The organism is Leeuwenhoekiella parthenopeia (genome assembly GCF_020782115.1).
Lineage (GTDB): Bacteria > Bacteroidota > Bacteroidia > Flavobacteriales > Flavobacteriaceae > Leeuwenhoekiella > Leeuwenhoekiella parthenopeia.
This window is the reverse complement of sequence record NZ_JAJGMW010000003.1, coordinates 56,994-77,129: the sequence shown is the minus strand read 5'-3', so window position 1 is coordinate 77,129 and position 20,136 is coordinate 56,994. Positions and strand designations below refer to the sequence as shown.

The following is a 20,136-nucleotide window of genomic DNA, read 5'->3' as shown; positions in this document are numbered from 1 at the left end:
GCCAAAACGATAAATCCCTTTAAAATCGTAAATTTGCCGCTTCTTAAAAGACCTCACAGATTTTTAAAACCTGTGAGGTCTGGAAAACCAATTCATGATGAACTACGATTTTAACGCGATAGAGAAAAAATGGCAACAGTTTTGGAAAGAACACAAAACTTTTGAAGCCGAAAACAACAGCGATAAGCCCAAATATTATGTACTGGATATGTTTCCCTATCCTTCAGGGGCAGGTCTGCACGTGGGGCACCCGCTTGGCTACATCGCCAGTGATATCTACGCGCGTTATAAGCGTCATCAGGGTTTTAATGTCTTGCATCCGCAGGGGTATGACTCGTTTGGGCTTCCGGCTGAGCAATATGCGATTCAAACCGGGCAGCACCCCGCAATCACTACCGAAACCAATATTGCGCGTTACCGCGAGCAACTCGATAAAATAGGCTTTTCGTTTGACTGGAGCCGTGAGGTACGCACCTCAAACCCGGAATACTATAAGTGGACGCAGTGGATTTTTATTCAGCTTTTTGAAAGCTGGTACAACAACGACACCAACAAAGCCGAACACATCGATACGCTGATCGCCAGATTTGAAGCCGAAGGGAATGCTTCGGTTAATGCAGTTTGTGATGATGACGTTGAGGTGTTTAGCGCTGAGGATTGGAATACCGCTTCCGCGAAAGCGAAACAGGAAATCTTATTAAAATACCGCCTTACCTACCTTGCTGAGACCGAAGTAAACTGGTGCCCCGCATTGGGGACGGTTTTGGCAAACGACGAGATCGTTAACGGCGTTTCCGAACGTGGCGGGCATCCCGTGGTACGTAAGAAAATGACGCAGTGGAGTATGCGCATCAGCGCCTACGCCCAGCGTTTACTAGACGGTTTGCAGGATATCGACTGGCCGCAGCCGCTTAAAGATTCACAAACTAACTGGATCGGCCGTTCAAAAGGAGCTTCTGTAGAATTCAGAATTCAGAATTCAGAATTCAAAATTGGTGTTTTCACCACCCGCCCCGATACGATTTTTGGGGTGACCTTTATGACGCTGGCACCTGAGTTGGATCTTGTAAAGGAAATCACCACGCCAGAGCAAAAGGCTGAAGTAGATGCCTATATCGAGGCGACAGCCAAGCGCAGCGAGCGCGAGCGTATGGCCGATGTAAAAACCATTTCAGGTGCTTTTACCGGGGCGTATGCTGAGCATCCGTTTACTAAAGAGCCTATCCCGATCTGGATTGGCGACTATGTTTTGGCCGGTTACGGTACAGGTGCGGTTATGGCGGTGCCTTGCGGCGATCAACGTGACTGGGATTTTGCAAGGCATTTCAACATTCCGATTAAAAATATATTTGAAGGCGTTGATATCAGTGAGCAGGCTTACGCCGAAAAGGACGCAACTCCGCTTAAAGATTCTGACTTCTTAAACGGGCTTGCTTACAAGGAAGCGCTTCCCAAAGCGATAGAGGAGCTTGAAAAATTAGGCGCCGGTAAAGGCAAAGTCAATTACCGTTTGCGCGACGCGGTCTTTAGCCGTCAGCGCTACTGGGGCGAACCTTTCCCGGTCTATTATGTGGACGGAATGCCTCAAACTATAGATCCCAAATATCTGCCTCTGGAATTACCCGAGGTAGAGAAATACCTGCCCACCGAAGAAGGCGAACCGCCATTAGGTCGTGCCACGAAGTGGCATTGGGACACAAATAAAAACGAAGTTGTAAGCCCCCCAACCCCCAAAGGGGGAGCTGATGCTGATAATTTGCCTTCTGGGGTTTATGGGCTGGAACTAAACACCATGCCCGGTTGGGCAGGGTCAAGCTGGTATTTCTTCAGATATATGGAGAAAGCCCTGCGCGACGAGGCTTTTGCCTCAAAAGAAGCGATGGACTATTGGCAGGATGTGGACTTGTATATTGGCGGTAGCGAGCATGCCACCGGGCATTTATTGTACAGCCGTTTTTGGGTGAAATTCCTTAAAGACCGCGGTTTTGCACCGGTTGAAGAACCCTTTAAAAAGCTGATCAATCAGGGAATGATTTTGGGGGAGAGTGCGTTTGTTCATAGGGTTTCAGGCTATCAATCTATTAATGGTACTGAAAAGACAATACCAACATTAAATCCCATTTTTCTAGATTATAATGCTGTCGTCAAACTCGAAGGTCAATCAAACGAAAATTTAGATTTAAGAAAGAAAGTATGTGATTTTATTCTTGAAAATACAACTGAAGCTATAAAAGGGATTGAGGTTAATTTACTATTTACACCACTTCACGTTAATGTAGAATTTGTAAATAGTAAAGATTTTGTCAATATTTCGAAATTTCGGGAGTGGAGCTCAGCTCATCACAACGCATTGATACTTAATGAAGAAGGTGAGCAAACAAATAATAGCCCATTTGATGAAGTAGGTATAAAGGTATCTCGCGAAGTCGAAAAAATGTCCAAATCCAAATACAACGTGGTTAATCCCGATGATATTTGTGAGGAATACGGCGCCGATACTTTGCGTATGTACGAGATGTTTTTAGGTCCGTTAGAGCAGGCAAAACCCTGGAATACTGCCGGGATCACCGGGGTGCACAACTTCCTTAAAAAATTATGGAAGCTGTACCACAAAACTGAACCCAATGGAAACCTGGGTGAGTTTTATGTAGATGATACTCCCCCTTCGGGGGCCGGGGGGCAGGAGGCCATGAAAACCCTGCATAAAACCATCAAGAAAGTACAGGAAGATATTGAGAACTTCAGTTTCAATACTTCGGTATCAACCTTTATGATTGCGGTTAATGAACTTTCAGCTTTAAAATGCAACAACCGCGAGGTGCTGGAGCCATTGGCTGTGTTGATTTCGCCCTACGCGCCACACATCGCAGAAGAATTGTGGAGTTTGCTGGGTCATGAAGGTTCGATAGCAACTGCGCCCTTTCCGAAGTTTGATCCAAAGCATTTGGTAGAAAGCAGTAAGGAATACCCCATCTCCTTTAACGGAAAGATGCGATTTACGATGGAGCTTCCGCTGGATCTTTCTAAAGAAGAAATTGAAAAAGCCGTGCGTGCACACGAGAAAACGAAGGAGTATTTGGATGGCCGCGAACCTAAAAAGGTAATCGTTGTGCCCGGTAAGATTGTGAACTTTGTGGGCTAAGTCCCTAGCCCCCAAAGGAGGAATTGGAAATAAGAAGCACAAACTTAAAAATACAAAATGCTACGCTGTAATTTTTTCAAGTCGGTAGCATTGAATTTTCAACTTTAGATTTTGAATTCTTTGCCAAAACGGCAGAAATGATTTTCGGTGTATTTATTGCTGAATATTCTTTAGTTTTAATACACTAAATTTTAAAAAAGATGATAACAGGAGGATATATGGGTTACTACATTCTGGTGGGACTTATCGCATTGGTAAGTTGGGCTGTAAGTAGCAAATTGAAAAGCAAGTTTAAGGAGTATTCACAAATACACTTGCAAAATGGGATGAGCGGTGCCGAGATTGCCCGTAAAATGCTTAGTGATAATGGGATTAATGACGTCAAGGTGATTTCAGTGCAGGGTCAGTTGACAGACCATTACAACCCGGCAAATAAAACCGTAAACCTGAGTGAACCGGTGTATAATGAGCGTAATGCCGCCGCTGCAGCAGTAGCCGCCCACGAATGCGGTCACGCTGTGCAACACGCCAAAGCCTACAGTTGGTTGACGATGCGTTCTAAGCTCGTGCCTGTGGTAAGTGTGGCATCACGTATGTCTACGTTTGTAATCATTGGTGGTGTGGTGCTCATGTCCATTATAGGTAGCGGTCTGGGAATGACTGTGGCACTTATTGGACTTGGATTGTTTGCGATGGGTACAATCTTCGCATTTATCACCCTGCCGGTTGAATACGACGCCAGTAACCGCGCCCTGGCCTGGTTAGAATCGGCAAACATGTTAACGCGACAGGAACACGACGGTGCTAAAGATGCGCTTAAATGGGCTGCCCGTACCTATGTGGTTGCAGCGATTGGTTCGCTGGCAACCTTATTGTACTTTGCGCTTCAGATTTTGGGAAGCCGACGCTAATACTTAAAAGTATTGTAAAGCTCAAACCCATTCGACAGCTTCTGTTGAATGGGTTTTTTGTTTAACTTTCTGTAAAATTTAAGATATGCTTTCGAAGACAGAATTGAAAAAAGAGCTTGAGAATTTTCCGGAAGAATTTTCGATTGACGAATTAATTGAAAGACTCTTAGAATTGGATGACGAAGGAATAATCCTGCCGAAGTTTGATTTATCTGATGAGGTATTAAAAACCCGAGTTCAGGAGTCTGAAGCGCGTTACGAGAAAGGTGATTTTAAAACTCAAGATGATTTGGAGCAATCATCAAAGAATTGGTGATCCCTTATGGAACTGGTTTGGTCTGGTTTTGCAATCCAAAGCTTGAAAGAGGTATTTGATTACTACGTAGAAAATGTCAGCCGCTCAGTTGCGCACAAAATTAGAACAGAAATATTATCAGCTACTGCAAAACTTCGCATGTATCCAAAGCTGGGTCAAATAGAACCAACTTTAGTCGAGAAAAATCAGAATCATCGCTATTTCTTGGTCGGAAACTATAAAGTTATCTACCGAATTACAGAGAACGTAATTTTAATCGTTGACGTTTTTGATGTAAGGCGTAATCCTTCTAAAATGCTCAGACGTAAAAATATATGAAATAAAAAACCCTCAATCAGTTATGATGGAGGGTTTCCTATTATTTAGCACCTTTTAAAGGTTTAATCCAGCACCCGGATCACAAAGTAATTTTTCTTTCCGCGCTGTAACAATACAAAGCGGTTGTTGATCAAATCTTCAGTAGTAATGGTATAGCCGTCTTCCACCTTGTCCTGATTAACTGAAATGGAGTTTTGTTTCAGGGCGCGTCTGGCTTCCCCGTTCGATTGCAGAAAACCGGTTTTTTCGGCCAACGCGGCTACGATATCCAGACCGGCTTCAATCTCACCACGGCTTACTTCCGCTTGCGGAACCCCTTCAAAAACATCTAAAAAGGTCTTCTCGTTAAGCGCCTTAAGGTTTGCAGCTGTAGATTTTCCGAAGAGAATCTCTGAAGCTTTAACCGCATTCTCATAGTTTTCTATACCGTGCGTGCTTATAGTAACTTCTTCGGCCAGGCGTTTTTGCAAGGCACGCTGATGTGGCGCTTCCTGATGCTCGGCAATCAGATTTTCGATTTCCTCTTTTCCTAAAAAGGTAAAGATCTTGATGTATTTGGCAGCATCTTCATCGCTGGTGTTCAGCCAGTACTGGTAAAATTTATAAGGCGAGGTGCGCTCAGCATCTAACCAGATATTGCCACCTGCAGTCTTTCCAAATTTGGTCCCGTCTGCTTTGGTAATTAGCGGGCAGGTCATGGCATAGGCCTTGCCGCCGGCAATTCTGCGTACCAATTCGGTCCCGGTAGTGATGTTCCCCCACTGGTCGCTTCCGCCCATTTGCAGCGTTAAATCTTTCTCGCGGTAGAGGTGTAAAAAGTCATAACCCTGAACAAGTTGATAGGTAAACTCGGTAAAACTCATTCCTTCGGCAGACTCAGCAGACAAGCGTTTTTTAACCGAATCTTTAGCCATCATATAGTTTACGGTGATGTGTTTGCCCACATCGCGTATAAAGCTCAGGAAACTAAAGTCTTTCATCCAGTCGTAATTGTTTACGAGCTGAGCTGCATTTTCTTCATCAGATTCAAAGTCCAAAAAGCGAGAAAGTTGCTCTTTAATGGCTTGTTGATTGTGGCGCAGGGTCTCTTCATCAAGCAGATTGCGTTCATCAGATTTGCCCGAAGGATCACCTATCATCCCGGTCGCACCACCTACCAGTGCTATGGGGCGATGACCACATTGCTGAAAATGTTTAAGCATCATCACACCTACCAAGTGCCCAATATGAAGGGAGTCTGCCGTAGGGTCTATACCCACATAAGCAGAGCGCATTTGTTCCATAAGGTGTTCTTCGGTACCGGGCATCACATCGTGAATCATCCCACGCCATTGCAGTTCTTCAACAAAATTGGTAATCATAATTGCTAGTTTTCGCGATATACGCGATTTAAAAGTTTGTTCTTAATGCTGCCTGATTCTTATCGATGTAAAAAAAACATCTCTTTAAAACATCTGCAGCCAGTCGTCTCGTGACTATTTTAAGGCTGCAAAGATAAATATAATGCCCAAAGCATCACGGCAAGAACGCAAGAATATCGTTAACTTAGCCGCTATGATTTTAGTCACGGGAGGTACCGGTTTGGTGGGTTCGCATCTGTTGTATGCATTGATCGCGCAAGGCGAAAAAAACCTGCGTGCCACCTACAGAACCCGTAAAAGTATTGATTCGGTAGCCGATTTGTTTCGGTGGAAAAATGAGCAGGCTCAGGCAACTCCTGCTGCTTTTGAAACCATCGAGTGGGTTGAAGCAGATGTGACTGATATTCCCGCGCTGACTGAAGCTTTCCTAGGCGTGGACTATGTGTATCATTGTGCCGCACTCATTTCGTTTAACCCCAAGCGCTTTAACCGGCTTCAGAAAATCAATGTGGAAGGTACCGCAAACATGGTCAATCTGAGTCTGGAGTTTGGCGTAAAAAAATTTGGTTACGTGAGTTCGGTGGCGGCACTGGGCGAGTCAAAAAAGAAAATTACCGAAGAAACACATTGGGAAGCCAATAAAGACAACAGCGTTTACAGCATTTCTAAATTTGCCTCAGAACTTGAGGTATGGCGTGGTACTCAGGAAGGACTCGATGCGGTGATGGTAAATCCCGGGGTTATTCTGGGAGAAGGTTTTTACAGTTCGGGCAGCGGTGCGTTTTTCAGACAGGTTAAAAATGGATTGCGTTATAATGTTCCCGGAGCTTCCGGTTTTGTAGATGTGCAGGATGTGGTAAGCGCCTTGCTGCGCCTTATGCAAAGCGAAATCAAAAATGAGCGCTATATTTTAGTAGGCTATAACCTGAAATTTGAAGATCTCTTTCAAAAAATCGCCGAAGCCCTTGGGGTGCAAACCCCTTCAAAAATGCTCAAAAAATGGCAACTCGAACTGGCCTGGCGTTTAGACTGGCTCGCGGGTTTATTTGGTAAAAAGCGAAAACTCTTCAGAAGTACTGCACGATCTGCATATTCAGCGAGTGTATACAGTTCAGCAAAGCTGAAAGAGGAATTGAGTTTTGAATACACACCGCTTTCTGAAACTTTAAAGCGGGTAGCCCGTCATCTTAACCGCTAACCGACTCCACGAGCGAGTCATTCATCTGAAGTCCTTTAGGCATTTCGCTTTGCGGAATTTTTCGATTTTTTAAAGAATCAGGAATTGGTTTTGACTTAACACGTTGTATACTATCACCTTTTGCAATTTCTGCTTCGACTTCTTCCTGTTTGGCAGCCAGACGTGCGCGCACTTTTTCCCAAAGTTCAGCATATTCATTAAAGTCAACTGCGTAATAACTGATGTTTTCGGCAAGCTGAATGCTGTCTATATCATACTTGTCATAGATATAACTTTCGGGTTTTATGTCGAGCATTCGCATCTCGTTGATGTTGTAAGTTTTCAACGACTTAATTACGCTGATGTCGTAAAGGATATCAATCATTTTTTCCTCCTCAATAAAAGCGTCGGGCTTTTCAGGCCGTTCCACATTTTGACAGGCAAAAAGGGATAAGAAAACCAGTATGAGGAGGCTTAGGTTACGCATTATCGGTCAAAGGTTAATCGCTGCCCATAGCGTTCATCGTACACTTTAAAGTTTTTGTAAGCGAGTTTTCCGTTTACAAAGGTGTGCGAAATACGCGATTTAAAGGTGCTTCCTTCAAAAGGCGACCATTTGCATTTGTACAAAATGTTTTCTTTAGTCACCGTCCACGGGTTGTTGAGGTCCACCAGAACCAAATCTGCGTGATAACCAGGTCTTATAAAACCTCGTTTTTCCACATCAAAAAGAATGGCCGGGTTGTGGCACATTTTTTCGACGATTTTTTCCAGGCTTATTTTTTCCTCGTGATACATCTCTAACATCGCCGGAAGCGCGTGCTGAACCAGTGGCCCGCCACTGGGCGCTTTGGTGTACACATTTTGCTTTTCTTTAAGCGTATGTGGGGCGTGGTCTGTAGCAATCACATCGAGGCGATCATCTAGTAAAGCTTCCCAAAGGGCATCCTGATCGCTTTGCGTTTTAACCGCGGGATTCCACTTAATTAAAGTTCCTTTCTCGTCATAATCAGCATCAGAAAACCACAGATGGTGAATGCAAACTTCAGCCGTGATTTTTTTGTCTTTCAGCGGAATCTTATTGGTAAACAGCTCCATTTCTTTCGCTGTAGAAAGATGAAATACATGTAAACGTGCACCGGTTTCTTTAGCCAGAGCAATGGCTTTTGAAGAAGACAGGTAACAGGCTTCTTCACTGCGAATGATGGGATGCAGGTTGATAGGAATGTCATCACCATAACGGCCGGTGTATATTTCCATATTCTTGCGTATGGTTTCTTCATCTTCACAATGCACCGAGATAACGAGGTCTGTGCTTTTAAAAATTTCGCGAAGCACGTTTTCATCATCAACCAGCATATTACCGGTAGAGCTTCCTAAAAATAATTTCAGACCGGCACAGGCTTTCTTATCGAGCTTTTTAATTTCTTCGAGGTTGTCATTAGTGCCACCAAACATAAACGAATAGTTGGCATAAGAGCTCTCTGCCGCGATGGCAAACTTTTCCTCAAGCTTTTCTATAGTGGTGGTCTGCGGGTTAGTATTGGGCATTTCTATAAAAGAGGTAATGCCACCGGCAACTGCCGCTGCAGATTCTGATCCTATATCGGCTTTATGCGTAAGCCCCGGCTCTCTAAAATGCACCTGATCATCAATGACCCCGGGAAGCAAATGCCGCCCTTCGGCATCAAAAATGTGCACATCAGGAGATTTTACACTGATGCTGCTGTTGATTTCCTTGATGATGCCATCTTCAATATATACATCGCCGTGAATGATACTTCCTTCATTTACGATATGTGCATCCTTGATTAAAACTTTTTCCATTTAGATATCGTAACGTTTAAAAAGACTTTTCATTTTCATAGTAATTACCCCAAAAACCGCTTCACTAAATATGCTGCTGCTCATTTTGCTGGTGCCTTTGGTACGGTCAACAAAAATAACAGGAACTTCGGTAATCTTAAAGCCCAGAAGATAGGCTTTAAATTTCATTTCAATCTGAAAGGCATAACCTACAAATTTGATTTTGTCCAGATTAATTTTTTCTAAAACCCTGCGTTTATAGCATATAAATCCTGCTGTGGTATCGGCCACATCCATCCCTGTTATAAACCGCACATATTTAGACGCGACATAGGACATTAATACCCGTCCCATAGGCCAGTTTACCACATTAACCCCGGTGATATAGCGAGAGCCTATTGCAAGATCTGCTCCGCCACGGGCGCAGGCATTATAGAGTCTTACCAAATCATTTGGTGCGTGGGAGAAGTCTGCATCCATCTCAAAAATATATGAGTATTTGCCTTGCAGCGCCCACTTAAAGCCTGCTATGTAAGCAGTGCCCAGACCGTTTTTACCGGGTCGTTCTAAAATGTGTAACCGGTCTATAAACTCCTGCTGTAAACTTTTTACCAGGGTAGCTGTGCCGTCTGGTGAGTTATCGTCAACTACAAGCACCTCAAACGCCCGTTGTTGCGCAAAAATATTGCGTAACAACTTCTCTATGTTTTCTGCTTCGTTATAGGTGGGGATTATGACGAGCGAACTTGCCATCTACAGTAGTTTAAGGACAAATGTACTTATTTTGAATATTAATAAGAGCGGCATTTCGCTAAACTCTGCGTTTTATAGTAATTTTAACCTCTCCAAAAACGGTAAAGTGCAGGCAATAGAGCGAAACCTGATAAGTAATGACTGGATCACCCTGGTGCTGGTGGGCTGCCTGGTGCTCATTGCTGCTGCGCGGGTGGCTTATGAATCTAAATTTGTAGATTTTGGTGAGCTGCCGCTGAATGAAAAATACCTGCTCAAGTCGAGTAAAGATATCCAGTTTGAACATCCGTTTAATCTGCTGCTGTTTACAGTACAGTTTTTATCAATCTCTTTGTTTGTCTTTCTGGTGGCTCAGAAATACGAACTGTTTAAAACCATAAGTCCGTTTGTGGGTTATGTGCGTATTACGCTGGTCTACGTGGTTTTTGTGTCGCTCAAATTTTTTACCGAGCGCACCCTGGGAGTGCTTTTTAAGGGCGAAGATCATCTGGATACCTATCAGTTTTATAAACTGAGTTACCGCAGTTATTTTGCTTTAATCCTGATTCCGGTAAACGCCTTTTTTGTCTATGCGGCAGAGCCATCGCTACTTGTATTGCAAATAGTAATAGGTATCTTTTTAATCCTTAACCTAATCAGTCTTTTCAACACGTTTCGCAGGTATGAAAAGTTAATTTTCAACAACCTGTTTTATTTTATTTTGTACCTTTGCGCTCTTGAAATCGCACCCTACTTCATTTTATATAAGCTATTTAGTGAAGTGTTGCGCTAAAATTTAGAAGAATGTCTATGAAAGTGAAAACTATTTTGGTTTCACAACCAGAACCAAAGGTTGAAAATTCCCCATACTTTGAGTTACAAGAAAAGAAAAAAGTAAAAGTTGATTTCATTCCTTTCATTCATGTAGAAGGGGTTTCAGGCAAGGAAGTTAGACATCAAAAAATTGACCTGAATAAATACACTGCCATCATTCTTACCAGCCGTAATGCGGTTGATAATTTTTTCAGAATAGCTGATGAGATGCGCTATAAAGTGCCCGATACGCTGAAGTATTTTTGCCAAAGTGAAGCGGTAGCCTATTATCTGCAGAAATATGTGGTGTATCGCAAGCGAAAAATCTATGTAGGGAAACGCACCTTTACAGAGCTTGGACCTACTTTGAAAAAATACAAGAATGAGAAGTTTTTGCTTCCATCGTCAGACATATTAAAACCCGAAGTGCCTAAAGTTCTTGAAGAACTCAACCTGAATTGGGATCGAGGTATTTTTTACCGAACCGTTACCAGTGATTTGTCGCACCTTAAAGATGTGACTTATGATATTTTGGTATTCTTCAGTCCCAGCGGAATCAAATCCTTATTTGAGAATTTCCCTGACTTTAAGCAAAACGAGACGCGTATTGCAGTTTTTGGTAACTCAACCGTACGTGCAGTTGAAGAGGCCGGTCTTAAAGTAAACATTATGGCGCCTACACCGGAAACGCCTTCCATGACTATGGCTTTAGAAAAGTATATAGACGAGGTGAACAATAAAAAGTAGAAAACCTAACTTTCTAAAATATAAAAAGACCGTTCAGAATTTCTGAACGGTCTTTTTCATTTGGTACGCTCTATTTTACGTGGATTTTGTCTCGTGTCAAAAACATCTTGTATATCAATCCTATTCTGTTCTTCAAGAATCAGGTAGATAATCTTATAATTTTTATAAATCAAATACCGGAATTCTTTGTTTCGATGCTTCAGGAGTGGTTCAACTTGTCCGGGTCGAGGTTGCGAAATAAGCTTTAAACTCTCGTTTAAAATTCCCTCAACAATCTTTTGAGCAATTCTTAAACCGGCCTGCTCTCTGTAATACCTGTAGATTTTTTTAAGTTCGGATTGAGAAAAATCAGTCCAAAATAGCTTCAGTTCCACTTCTTAATTTGCTCCAGCAATGTATGAGCCTCGGTCAACTTCAGGTTTTTAGAATCTTCCAAAGACTTATCAATACGAAAGTTGAATTCTTCTTCCGTAAATGGCAGAAAATCAAATTGTTCCTCTAGGTGCTCTTTTTTTAAAGCTTTTTCAAGTCTCGATAGGACTTCTTCACTTTGGATTTTGAGGAATTCCTTAATGAATTCTAGTTTTCTGGTTTGCAAGTCCATGGTTCAATTCTTTTTTATAAAAAATAAGAAAATACCAATTTATAAGACGAATCGAATCATACTTAATACTCCTTTAAATTATCCCAATGGTGGCTGCCCTGCCATAATCTCCTCACTGGCGTAAGCTTCAAATTTTTTAAAGTTATTCTTAAATGCAGCAGCGAGTTTATGAGCTGTTTTATAATAACCCTCGTCGTTGTTCCAGGTTTGTCGGGGGCTCAAAACACTATCGGGTACACCCGGACAGGTGCGGGGCTGTGCGACTCCAAAAACGGAATGCATGTGATAATTCTCGTGATTGACTTCGCCCAAAGCTCCGCTCAAAGCGGCATTGATCATCGCCCGGGTATATTTTAAAGCCATACGCTTGCCTATTCCGTAAGGTCCGCCGGTCCATCCGGTATTGATGAGCCAAACATTTACACCGGCTTCTTTCATCTTATCGCTGAGCATTTCGGCATATACAGTAGGATGAAGCGGCATAAACGGTGCGCCAAAACAAGCTGAAAAAGAAGGCATGGGTTCGTTGACTCCCGCTTCGGTACCTGCTACTTTTGCGGTGTAACCGCTTATAAAATGGTAAGCGGCCTGTCCCGGAGTCAATTTAGAAATAGGAGGCAGGACTCCAAAGGCATCGGCAGTTAGGAAAAAGATATTCTTTGGGTTTTTACCGATCGATGGAGTCTGAATGTTGCTGATGTGGTGAATGGGATAACTCACCCGTGTATTCTGCGTGATTGACGTATCGCTAAAATCTACTTCGCCATCGGCATCTAAAACTACATTTTCAAGCAGGGCACCGGCTGTAATCGCATTAAATATGTCTGGTTCCTGCTCTTCAGAAAGGTTAATTACTTTGGCATAACAACCGCCTTCAAAATTAAAGATGGTATTATCAGGCGTCCAGCCATGCTCGTCGTCGCCTATAAGCTTGCGATCAGGATCTGCGCTTAGTGTGGTTTTTCCGGTGCCAGAAAGTCCGAAAAAGATAGCGGTTTCCCCATTTTCGCCCACATTAGCAGAGCAGTGCATAGGCAGGGTTTCCTGCGTAACCGGTAACAGGAAGTTAAGTACTGAAAAGATACTTTTTTTGATTTCGCCCGTATAACCGGTTCCGCCGATTAAAACGGTTTTTTCTTCAAAGCTGATGATGGCAAAATTTTCCTGACGCGTACCGTCAAGCTCAGGGTTTGCTTTAAATCCGGGAGCATTAAGAATGAGCCAGTCTTCTTTGAAGTTATCGAGTTCTGCATCGGTAGGACGCAGAAACATATTATAAGCAAATAAATTAGACCAGGCATTCTCGTTGATTACACGAATACCTATGCGGTAACGGGTATCAGCGCAGGCAAAGGCGTCACGTACAAAAAGTTTTCGGTCTGAAAGGTATGTGAGCATGCGCCTGCGCAAGCGCTCAAATTTGGTCTTATCAAAAGGGATGTTGATTTCTCCCCACCAAACCTGGTCCCGGGTATGCTCATCTATTACGATAAACCGGTCTTTTGGAGACCTTCCGGTGAACGTACCGGTATTGATCGCAAGTGCACCGGTTGAGGTGGTCTTTCCTTCGCCCTTTTCTACACAAATAGCGTGTAGCTCTTCGGGATCCAGTTGATAAGCGATTGTTGCATTTTTGATTCCGTATTGCGATAACGAAATCGTTTTCGTAGATAGGGCAGATAAAGCCATAAAATTGAATTTTTAATAAATACGCGACAAAAATACGGTAATAATAAATTCAATTTTCTAATTTTAACTAATTATTTTGTGAATTTGATAAGGTTAAGCACGAGCAATGCCCAACCCGCAATTAGCAAGGCTCCGCCGATGGGAGTCACCCAGGCTACAGCGCTTATATCGATGCCGGTGAGTGATTTTGTGGTGAGTAAATAGATAGAACCGCTGAAGAGCAAAATACCACTCAGCAACAGGTAAAAAAGTGCTTTTAAAGCTTTCTCCGGTAGTGAAAAGCTTGCAGCCGCAAGAAGCATGAGTAGGGCGTGATACATCTGGTAGCGCACACCGGTTTCAAACGAGTTTAGAGCTTCGGGAGTCAGGCTTTCTTTTAGTCCGTGGGCGCCAAATGCACCAAGAATGACAGCAAGAAGGCCTAAAATGGCACCGGTGATGAGCATGTTCTTTTTCATGTTGCGCAAAACGTTAATGCAATTGCAGTTATATGATGCTCAAATGATCTCTTCAAAAACCTCATAGAATGCTTTTAAAACAGCTTTTTTGTGCAGTGCAATTGTGTAAATTAAACTTTGGCAAAAATACTACATTCCTATGCGAAAAATCTTAATAATCGGTGCCGGAAAGTCAACGGCCCAACTCATAAAATACCTTTCCAGTAAATCTCAGGAGGAGCAATTGCAGTTGCTAGTAGCCGATCTCGATTTGAATCAGGCTCGCAAAGCTTGTGCGTCACACCCCAACACCAAAGCGGTAGAGCTTAATATCGACGATGCTGCAGCACGGCAACAGTTTATTCAGGAAGCTCATCTGGTCATAAGTATGTTGCCCGCGGTCCTGCATATTGAGGTTGCCCGCGATTGTCTGAAATTTGGTAAAAACATGGTTACTGCTTCCTATATAAGTGATGCGATGCTGGCTTTGGATCCCGAGGTAAAAGCCAAAGGCCTTGTTTTTATGAATGAGATAGGCCTTGATCCGGGCATTGACCATATGAGCGCGATGCAGGTGATAGACCGCATACGCGATGCAGGTGGCAAGATGTTGCTTTTTGAATCGTTTTGTGGGGGTCTGGTTGCTCCCCAAAGCGATACCAACCTGTGGAATTATAAATTTACCTGGAACCCGCGAAACGTAGTGCTTGCCGGGCAAGGTGGCGCTGCGGAATTTATTCAGGAAGGGACCTACAAATACATCCCGTATCATCGCCTGTTTAGACGCACCGAATTTCTGGATGTGGAAGGCTACGGAAGGTTTGAAGCCTACGCAAACCGCAATTCACTCAAGTACCGAAGCATTTATGGGCTGGATGCTATTTTGACCTTATACCGCGGCACCATTCGCCGGGTAGGTTTCTCACGTGCCTGGAACCTGTTTGTTCAACTGGGGATGACCGATGACAGCTACAGGCTTCAGGATACCGAAACCATGTCGTATAGGGAGTTTACCAATCTTTTTCTGCCGTATTCGCCTACCGATTCGGTTGAGCTGAAACTAAGACATGGCCTGAAGATAGACCAGGATGATTTACTGTGGGATAAATTACTCGAACTCGATCTGTTTAACGATCACAAACAGCTGGGATTGAAAAATGCGAGCCCCGCGCAATGCCTGCAGCGCATTCTCGAGGATCAGTGGACGCTCGCTCCCGAGGATAAAGATATGATCGTGATGTATCATAAGTTTGGGTACGAACTCAACGGAGAGAAAAAGCAGATAGATGCCACAATGGTTTTGGAGGGTGAAAATCAAACCTATACCGCTATGGCTAAAACAGTGGGTTTACCGGTGGGGATCGCGGCGCTTAAAATTTTAAATGGCAAAATCACCAAACCCGGTGTGCAACTCCCTATTGACCGCGAAGTTTACGAACCCATTCTTGACGAACTCACCCAATACGGGATTCATTTTAAAGAATATGAGGTTCCGTATTTAGGTTACAATCCACATCATCAGTAAGTTTCTGGCTTGATGACTGAAGTGTTTTTAGGCATTAAGATGTTATTTAGTTGGTTTATTGTCTATTTTAGTTTCAAATTTCAATTTAAAATTATCAGATGAAAGTTGTAAACGAAGAAATCGCGATAGACGGTATTGATAAAATCATTTTGAGAGAGCTAATGACCGATGCCCGTAAGCCCATTCTGGAAATTGCCCGTAAAGTGGGTATCTCCGGAGCGGCTATTCATCAACGCCTGCGCAAACTCGAAAAAGCCAAACTCATAACCGGTTCGCGTTTTATCATCGATCCCAAAATATTAGGCTACAACACCATGGCGTTTATCGGCATTTATCTGGACCGCGCGGTGAGCAACCCCAAAGCAGTAAAGCAACTCGAAGAAATTCCGGAAGTTATAGAATGCCACTACACCACCGGGAACTGGTCTATTTTTATCAAGATTCTGTGTAAAAACAACGAACATTTGATGCACCTGCTCAACAAGAAAATTCAGGCGATTGACGGCGTTTCCCGAACAGAAACTTTTATTTCACTAAATCAGCAGATAGAAAGACAGATACAGGTGTAATTTCGAAAATAAAAACACTAAAAAACCCGGCGCTTCCTAACCAAAAGCATCCGGGTTTTCCAACTTAACTAACCAACCAATTATGAACACTCATTAAGTCGGTTATATACTTTTTTACTTACACGATTTTTCAAAATTTTTTACAGCACCATCAGATTGCAGCCGCGCACGTCTGAAGCGTCAAAACGACCCAGAATTTCGAAGTGATTGTCGTCTGTTTTTTTGCCTAAATCCTGCGTGGCGATAAAGGGGCAGGAATAGTGATTGGCAAGATCGATCACGTTAATGCCGCCGGTTTTTCCGGGTTCAACCAGTTGCAGTGCATCTTCGGTATCCCGCATATAAATCTGCATCCAGGGAGGCAGGGTAAAAATCCCGTTTCCGGCAGAGTATCCCTGAGAAAGCAGCTCGGTCATCCCGTACTCACTGTGTATGGCATCTACGCCAAAAGCTTCCTTCAAAATAGCGTGTAATTCTTCGCGTATGAGTTCTTTCCGGCGGCCTTTCATCCCTCCGGTTTCCATAACGATGCTATGCTTCAGGTTAAAGTCATACCGCTCCACCAGATCAAGCAGGGCAAAAGAGACGCCTATAAGCAGCACTTTTTCGCCGGCGGCGTCCAAAACGCTTAGCTTTTCGCTTAAAGCTTCATAATTATTGAGGTAAAATCCGCTATTGGGTTTGTTACTGTCCTGAATAAGCCGGTCAACCATATAAATAAGCGAAGAACCGGTGCGCTCCAAATAGGCAGGCAGCAGGGCGAGAATGGTAAAATCTTTCACATCGCCGTAATGCAGTTTAAAGCTTTCGCGAAAACTTTGCTCGTAAAGTTTGAGATCAACCACATGATGCTTACTGGTGATGCTGCCGGTGGTACCGCTGCTGGTAAAAATAGTTTGTACCGGGTCTGGCGAAGCTGTAATGGTAAATTCTTTAAAAAATTGAATGGGCAAAAACGGAATGTCTTCAGGCCGCGTAATCGCGTCCGGTTTGATGTTGAGGTACTCGCAAAACTGACGGTAAACCGGGTTGTGCTCCCATTGATACCGGAAGGATTGAAGCGCAGCCAGATTAAATTGCGCGGGGGTTTTTATGTCAAAAATGCGTTGGGGCAGCATAGGCTAAAATAGGACTGCAAAGGTATTTAAATTGAAAACCATTCGAACATTTATTATTTTTAAACAAACTGTTATTTTATTTTAATGTTACCAAATTTTACAAGCCGCGTGCAGCCCGATTTAAAACTTATCTTTACGGCTACATTAAATCTTTTATACTGATGAAGAAAAAAGAGATAAAGATTTTGCTCGTTGACGATGAACCGGATATCCTGGAAATCATAGGTTACAATCTGAGCAACGAGGGTTACCAGGTGCTTACCGCTTCAAACGGTAAAGAAGGTGTAAAAATGACTAAGAAGCACAATCCGCATTTGATCATTCTTGACGTGATGATGCCTGAGATGGATGGGATTGAAGCCTGTGAACAAATACGCAAGCTCCCCGGTCAGGAAGAAACCATCATTACCTTTTTAACTGCTCGAGGCGAAGACTACTCGCAGGTAGCCGGCTACGATGCCGGGGCAGATGATTACATCACCAAGCCTATTAAGCCTAAAGTTTTAGTGAGTAAAGTAAAAGCTTTGCTGCGCAGACTTAAGGAGGAAGAAGAGACTGACGCTTCATTAAAAATTGGAGATCTCATTATCAACCGCGAAGAATATAAAATCATCAAAGACAAGAAAGAGATGATCTTGCCCCGTAAGGAGTTTGAATTGCTTTCACTGCTGGCTTCAAAACCCGGCAAGGTGTTTAAGCGCGAGGATATTCTGGACAAGGTCTGGGGTAACGAAGTTGTGGTAGGCGGCAGAACCATTGACGTTCACATACGTAAGCTGCGCGAAAAAATAGGCAACAAAAAGTTTAAAACCATTAAAGGAGTAGGCTATAAATTTGTAGTGTAAATGGCAGCCAGTTTTAAAAAATCATACCGTTTTGCGATCTTCTCATCGATGTACATAACGGTCTGTCTAACGCTCTTTGTGAGCGTTTTTTTCTATATAAAAGATGCATTTGACTGGATTTTTCTGCTCTGCTTTATCCCCGTATGTTTTGTTTTGTCTGTTTTTCTAATTCAGGTGCGGGTTGAGCGTTTTATTTACAAACGCGTCAAAAAGATTTACGATGACGTCTCCCTGCTTGATGTGACCACGCTTAAACGCGGGCAAATCACTACAGATATGTCTACATTGACTAAAGAAGTAGAACGATTTGCAGCCAGTAAAAAACTGGAAATCGAATCCTTAAAAATACGAGAGGAGTACCGGAAGGAGTTTATGGGGAACGTGGCTCACGAACTCAAAACCCCGCTTTTTACCACTCAGGGTTATATTCTCACCCTGCTTGACGGGGCGATGAAAGATAAAACCATTCTTAAAAAGTACCTCAAGCGTGCCGCTGCTGCAGTAGAGCGTCTGGTTTACCTGGTAAGCGATTTGGATATGATTGCCAAACTTGAAGTAGGTGATCTTAACCTGCGCTATGAATATTTTGATATGGTAGAGCTCGTGCAGCACACCTTTGAGCTCCTCGAGATGAAAGCCTCAAAAAAGAATATCACGTTAACTTTTGAACGGGCGGACCTAAAACCGGTAATGGTAAATGCAGATCGCGAGCGCATTCAGCAGTTGCTTACCAACCTCATTGTAAACTCCATCAAATACGGAAAACAGGACGGCACCACCGAAATAACGATTGAAAACCTGATTCAGAATAAGGTTATCGTGCGGGTTACAGACAATGGTGAAGGTATCGCTTCTGAACACATTCCGCGTTTGTTTGAACGGTTTTACCGGGTTGATAAGAGTGGTTCGCGACGCGAGGGTGGCTCAGGATTGGGTCTTTCTATCGTCAAACATATTATTGAGGCCCATGACGAAAAGATTTATGTTGAAAGCGACTTTGGAGTGGGTTCTGAGTTTTCGTTCACTCTTGAAAAGGCCGAAGAGCTCCCTAAAAAGCCCGTTGTCGACGTGGTAGGCGGGAACTAGGTTGTCAAATCCCTTGTATAATTTCGCTTTGCTTAAATCTTTAAGCCGGAAGCGCTCCTGCTCTGCAAACGGAATAATCCCTTTGCCCTCAAGTCTGCGTGCCAGATATTCCTGCTCGGTCTGCCCGGGTGTAGGAATAAAAAAGGCTTTTTTGCCCAGTTTGAGCAAATCCATAATGGTTGTGTATCCCGAGCGGCTTATAACCAGATCGCTGGCGCAGATTGCTGCCTGTAAATCCTGACTCTCCATAAAATTTACAATCTTGACCTGGCCCTTTCGGGTAATTTGTTGTTCCGCTTCAACCACCCCGCGAACAAAAAGTACCTGCCCGTTGTAATGCTTCAGTTCGTGGAATAAAATTTCCTCGAGCTCAGTACGTTGGGGTTCGGGCCCGCTTAACAGCACCATAATGTCGTAATAGGTTTCGGTCTCCACTTTTTCAAGACGGGAAAGCGGCCCGATGTAATTTACAGGAATATCAAAATTCTTGGGATGACCCAGTTTGCCTGTTAGATTGAGTTCGCCGCCAAAATCAGGCACCCAGCATTCATTAAATTTCCGAATGTAATTGCGGTGTAATGCCGAAGTAAGACGGGTGGTTTTTCCGCTTAATACCTGAAGCTGATGCGTCATAAAAACCGTGGGGATGTCAGCATGATACAGTCCCAGACGATTGTCTGACAGGACGCCGTCTACCTCGCCATTTTTGACCAGCAATTTGAGTTGCTCGCGTTCCTTGCGCACCGCTTTTAAAACTTTCGGACTTCGCAAAAGCATTTTCCATTTAAAGCTTTTCCCGTTTTTGGCGTACTTGATATCGTAAGAAGGTAAAACGATGCTTTTAAGCTGTGGAAATTCTTTCTGAAGCAACTGTAACGCCGAGCCATCGCTGCCCAGAATTACAGTAAAACCATCCTCCAGCAGGGCATAGATAAGCGGG

General features: G+C 43.4%; 20 protein-coding genes and 1 pseudogene. 11 read left to right on the top strand and 10 right to left on the bottom strand.

What is annotated here, in order from left to right:
- Positions 1-97 precede the first annotated feature (97 nt).
- The 4 genes from LLW17_RS02995 (at position 98) to LLW17_RS02980 (ending at position 4,687) form a co-directional block, all read left to right on the top strand.
- Entirely contained in the window at positions 98-3,142 is a 3,045-nt protein-coding gene (locus LLW17_RS02995) for a leucine--tRNA ligase (protein ID WP_228228986.1), read from the top strand.
- A 200-nt stretch (positions 3,143-3,342) separates the two neighbouring features.
- Positions 3,343-4,053 carry a zinc metallopeptidase gene (locus LLW17_RS02990; RefSeq protein WP_228228783.1) on the top strand — a complete coding sequence of 237 codons (711 nt, stop codon included), beginning with the start codon at positions 3,343-3,345 and terminating at the stop codon, positions 4,051-4,053.
- Between the two features lie 85 nt (positions 4,054-4,138).
- Positions 4,139-4,369 (top strand): hypothetical protein, encoded by a 231-nt coding sequence (locus LLW17_RS02985; protein WP_228228782.1) that lies wholly within the window; start codon positions 4,139-4,141, stop codon positions 4,367-4,369.
- A 6-nt stretch (positions 4,370-4,375) separates the two neighbouring features.
- Positions 4,376-4,687, top strand: coding sequence for a type II toxin-antitoxin system RelE/ParE family toxin (locus tag LLW17_RS02980; RefSeq protein WP_228228781.1), 312 nt, complete (start codon positions 4,376-4,378; stop codon positions 4,685-4,687).
- A gap of 62 nt (positions 4,688-4,749) precedes the next feature.
- Here the strand turns inward: LLW17_RS02980 and tyrS are convergent, their stop codons facing one another.
- Positions 4,750-6,048, bottom strand: a complete 1,299-nt coding sequence (gene tyrS / locus LLW17_RS02975) for a tyrosine--tRNA ligase (RefSeq protein ID WP_228228780.1) — start codon at positions 6,046-6,048, stop codon at positions 4,750-4,752.
- A gap of 193 nt (positions 6,049-6,241) precedes the next feature.
- Here tyrS and LLW17_RS02970 point away from each other — a divergent pair, with 193 nt between their 5' ends.
- Positions 6,242-7,246 carry an NAD-dependent epimerase/dehydratase family protein gene (locus LLW17_RS02970; protein ID WP_228228779.1) on the top strand — a complete coding sequence of 335 codons (1,005 nt, stop codon included), beginning with the start codon at positions 6,242-6,244 and terminating at the stop codon, positions 7,244-7,246.
- Here the strand turns inward: LLW17_RS02970 and LLW17_RS02965 are convergent.
- The 3 genes from LLW17_RS02965 to LLW17_RS02955 are packed head-to-tail and all read right to left on the bottom strand — an operon-like array spanning position 7,236 to position 9,784.
- Complete coding sequence (locus tag LLW17_RS02965; protein WP_228228778.1) at positions 7,236-7,712, bottom strand: DUF4296 domain-containing protein; 477 nt, start codon at positions 7,710-7,712, stop codon at positions 7,236-7,238. The genes LLW17_RS02970 and LLW17_RS02965 overlap by 11 nt on opposite strands.
- Positions 7,712-9,052, bottom strand: a complete 1,341-nt coding sequence (locus LLW17_RS02960) for a dihydroorotase (RefSeq protein WP_228228777.1) — start codon at positions 9,050-9,052, stop codon at positions 7,712-7,714. Before LLW17_RS02960 ends, LLW17_RS02965 begins: the two co-directional genes overlap by 1 nt.
- Positions 9,053-9,784 (bottom strand): polyprenol monophosphomannose synthase, encoded by a 732-nt coding sequence (locus tag LLW17_RS02955; RefSeq protein WP_228228776.1) that lies wholly within the window; start codon positions 9,782-9,784, stop codon positions 9,053-9,055.
- 31 nt (positions 9,785-9,815) lie between these two features.
- Between LLW17_RS02955 and LLW17_RS02950 the strand changes: the two genes are divergently transcribed.
- Together LLW17_RS02950 and LLW17_RS02945 are read left to right on the top strand one after the other, a co-directional pair.
- Complete coding sequence (locus tag LLW17_RS02950) at positions 9,816-10,556, top strand: DUF4271 domain-containing protein (protein WP_228228775.1); 741 nt, start codon at positions 9,816-9,818, stop codon at positions 10,554-10,556.
- Positions 10,557-10,573: 17 nt separating this feature from the next.
- Positions 10,574-11,323, top strand: coding sequence for a uroporphyrinogen-III synthase (locus tag LLW17_RS02945; RefSeq protein WP_228228774.1), 750 nt, complete (start codon positions 10,574-10,576; stop codon positions 11,321-11,323).
- Positions 11,324-11,379: 56 nt separating this feature from the next.
- On the opposite strand, the gene LLW17_RS18925 is transcribed toward LLW17_RS02945, so the two are convergent.
- The 4 genes from LLW17_RS18925 to LLW17_RS02925 form a co-directional block, all read right to left on the bottom strand.
- Complete coding sequence (locus LLW17_RS18925) at positions 11,380-11,697, bottom strand: type II toxin-antitoxin system RelE/ParE family toxin (RefSeq protein WP_228228773.1); 318 nt, start codon at positions 11,695-11,697, stop codon at positions 11,380-11,382.
- A complete protein-coding gene (locus LLW17_RS02935; RefSeq protein ID WP_228228772.1) occupies positions 11,688-11,927 on the bottom strand; it encodes a hypothetical protein in 240 nt (79 codons plus the stop codon). Before LLW17_RS02935 ends, LLW17_RS18925 begins: the two co-directional genes overlap by 10 nt.
- Positions 11,928-12,005: 78 nt before the next feature.
- Positions 12,006-13,616: a phosphoenolpyruvate carboxykinase (ATP) gene (gene pckA, locus LLW17_RS02930; protein WP_228228771.1), complete on the bottom strand. Its 1,611-nt coding sequence runs from the start codon at positions 13,614-13,616 to the stop codon at positions 12,006-12,008.
- A gap of 71 nt (positions 13,617-13,687) precedes the next feature.
- Positions 13,688-14,074 carry a DUF423 domain-containing protein gene (locus tag LLW17_RS02925; RefSeq protein ID WP_228228770.1) on the bottom strand — a complete coding sequence of 129 codons (387 nt, stop codon included), beginning with the start codon at positions 14,072-14,074 and terminating at the stop codon, positions 13,688-13,690.
- Between the two features lie 139 nt (positions 14,075-14,213).
- Between LLW17_RS02925 and LLW17_RS02920 the strand changes: the two genes are divergently transcribed.
- Positions 14,214-15,578 (top strand): saccharopine dehydrogenase family protein, encoded by a 1,365-nt coding sequence (locus LLW17_RS02920; RefSeq protein ID WP_228228769.1) that lies wholly within the window; start codon positions 14,214-14,216, stop codon positions 15,576-15,578.
- Between the two features lie 98 nt (positions 15,579-15,676).
- Positions 15,677-16,147 (top strand): Lrp/AsnC ligand binding domain-containing protein, encoded by a 471-nt coding sequence (locus LLW17_RS02915; protein WP_099645646.1) that lies wholly within the window; start codon positions 15,677-15,679, stop codon positions 16,145-16,147.
- Positions 16,148-16,287: 140 nt separating this feature from the next.
- Here LLW17_RS02915 and LLW17_RS02910 read toward each other — a convergent pair whose 3' ends face one another.
- Positions 16,288-17,265: a LuxE/PaaK family acyltransferase gene (locus tag LLW17_RS02910; RefSeq protein ID WP_228228768.1), complete on the bottom strand. Its 978-nt coding sequence runs from the start codon at positions 17,263-17,265 to the stop codon at positions 16,288-16,290.
- 161 nt (positions 17,266-17,426) lie between these two features.
- Here LLW17_RS02910 and LLW17_RS02905 point away from each other — a divergent pair, with 161 nt between their 5' ends.
- Together LLW17_RS02905 and LLW17_RS02900 are read left to right on the top strand one after the other, a co-directional pair.
- The gene (locus LLW17_RS02905) at positions 17,427-18,110 is read left to right on the top strand and encodes a response regulator transcription factor (RefSeq protein WP_099645649.1); all 684 of its coding nucleotides are present in this window, start codon (positions 17,427-17,429) and stop codon (positions 18,108-18,110) included.
- Positions 18,111-19,196 carry a sensor histidine kinase gene (locus LLW17_RS02900; RefSeq protein WP_228228767.1) on the top strand — a complete coding sequence of 362 codons (1,086 nt, stop codon included), beginning with the start codon at positions 18,111-18,113 and terminating at the stop codon, positions 19,194-19,196.
- A gap of 87 nt (positions 19,197-19,283) precedes the next feature.
- Here the strand turns inward: LLW17_RS02900 and LLW17_RS02895 are convergent.
- Positions 19,284-19,604 (bottom strand): annotated as a pseudogene (locus LLW17_RS02895) (glycosyltransferase); the annotation flags it as partial.
- Positions 19,605-20,136: the final 532 nt, after the last annotated feature.

Coding starts and splice junctions, on each gene's coding strand:
- LLW17_RS02990 (WP_228228783.1), top strand. CDS start 3,343: ATGATAACAGGAGGATATATGGGTTACTACATTCTGGTGGGACTTATC.
- LLW17_RS02935 (WP_228228772.1), bottom strand. CDS start 11,927: ATGGACTTGCAAACCAGAAAACTAGAATTCATTAAGGAATTCCTCAAA.
- LLW17_RS02945 (WP_228228774.1), top strand. CDS start 10,574: ATGAAAGTGAAAACTATTTTGGTTTCACAACCAGAACCAAAGGTTGAA.
- LLW17_RS02905 (WP_099645649.1), top strand. CDS start 17,427: ATGAAGAAAAAAGAGATAAAGATTTTGCTCGTTGACGATGAACCGGAT.
- LLW17_RS02900 (WP_228228767.1), top strand. CDS start 18,111: ATGGCAGCCAGTTTTAAAAAATCATACCGTTTTGCGATCTTCTCATCG.
- tyrS (WP_228228780.1), bottom strand. CDS start 6,048: ATGATTACCAATTTTGTTGAAGAACTGCAATGGCGTGGGATGATTCAC.
- LLW17_RS02960 (WP_228228777.1), bottom strand. CDS start 9,052: ATGGAAAAAGTTTTAATCAAGGATGCACATATCGTAAATGAAGGAAGT.
- LLW17_RS02970 (WP_228228779.1), top strand. CDS start 6,242: ATGATTTTAGTCACGGGAGGTACCGGTTTGGTGGGTTCGCATCTGTTG.
- LLW17_RS02925 (WP_228228770.1), bottom strand. CDS start 14,074: ATGAAAAAGAACATGCTCATCACCGGTGCCATTTTAGGCCTTCTTGCT.
- LLW17_RS02910 (WP_228228768.1), bottom strand. CDS start 17,265: ATGCTGCCCCAACGCATTTTTGACATAAAAACCCCCGCGCAATTTAAT.
- LLW17_RS02915 (WP_099645646.1), top strand. CDS start 15,677: ATGAAAGTTGTAAACGAAGAAATCGCGATAGACGGTATTGATAAAATC.
- LLW17_RS02955 (WP_228228776.1), bottom strand. CDS start 9,784: ATGGCAAGTTCGCTCGTCATAATCCCCACCTATAACGAAGCAGAAAAC.
- LLW17_RS02965 (WP_228228778.1), bottom strand. CDS start 7,712: ATGCGTAACCTAAGCCTCCTCATACTGGTTTTCTTATCCCTTTTTGCC.
- pckA (WP_228228771.1), bottom strand. CDS start 13,616: ATGGCTTTATCTGCCCTATCTACGAAAACGATTTCGTTATCGCAATAC.
- LLW17_RS02985 (WP_228228782.1), top strand. CDS start 4,139: ATGCTTTCGAAGACAGAATTGAAAAAAGAGCTTGAGAATTTTCCGGAA.
- LLW17_RS02995 (WP_228228986.1), top strand. CDS start 98: ATGAACTACGATTTTAACGCGATAGAGAAAAAATGGCAACAGTTTTGG.
- LLW17_RS02920 (WP_228228769.1), top strand. CDS start 14,214: ATGCGAAAAATCTTAATAATCGGTGCCGGAAAGTCAACGGCCCAACTC.
- LLW17_RS02980 (WP_228228781.1), top strand. CDS start 4,376: ATGGAACTGGTTTGGTCTGGTTTTGCAATCCAAAGCTTGAAAGAGGTA.